This window comes from Pseudomonas tremae (assembly GCF_001401155.1).
Classification (GTDB): domain Bacteria; phylum Pseudomonadota; class Gammaproteobacteria; order Pseudomonadales; family Pseudomonadaceae; genus Aquipseudomonas; species Aquipseudomonas tremae.
Window position 1 is genome coordinate 1 of record NZ_LJRO01000051.1, and the last position, 535, is coordinate 535.

The 535-nt window shown below is 59.4% G+C and carries 2 pseudogenes; one reads left to right on the forward strand and one right to left on the reverse strand.

The features are described from left to right. A pseudogene (locus ALO43_RS31745) lies at positions 1-118 on the forward strand (carboxypeptidase family protein); the annotation flags it as partial. A 34-nt stretch (positions 119-152) separates the two neighbouring features. Here the strand turns inward: ALO43_RS31745 and ALO43_RS03810 are convergent. After that, positions 153-535, reverse strand: a pseudogene (locus ALO43_RS03810) (MFS transporter); the annotation flags it as partial.

Consider the following 535-nt stretch of genomic DNA (forward strand, 5'->3'; position numbering starts at 1 on the left):
GTTCAAGGACCACGATAACGCGCCGGACCCGGTAACAGGCTGGTCAGGCGAACGCTCGGCGCAACTGGCCGGGGATGTATTGACCGTGCTGGCCGAGATGGTTAACGACCTGCGCTGAAGACTCCCGCCTGTCGGCAAGCCGAGATGCCCACTTAAACGTGGGCATTTTTGTTTTTGCTGGCTGTACGGCGTACGATCAAACTCGCCAATGCGATTAATGCCAGCGTGATCACCACTGCTCCGTAGACATTGCTGGTCATCACCAGCCCTGCCGAGTGGGCAAAGAACCCGGCAACCAGTGCCGGTATGCAGAAGGCCAGGTAGCTGAGTACCAGAAAGGCTGACATCAGCCCTCCCCGCTCATGGGCATGCGCGGTTGGCATGAGCATCCGCAGTGCGCCCAGAAAACTTGATCCGAAACCGATGCCCGCCACCACGGCACCGACGAAGAACAGCCACAACATGCCCAGGTTGACCGCCAGCAGAATGACCGCCACACCGAGCGGCAAAAAGCTTGCGCCTACCCACAATCCCA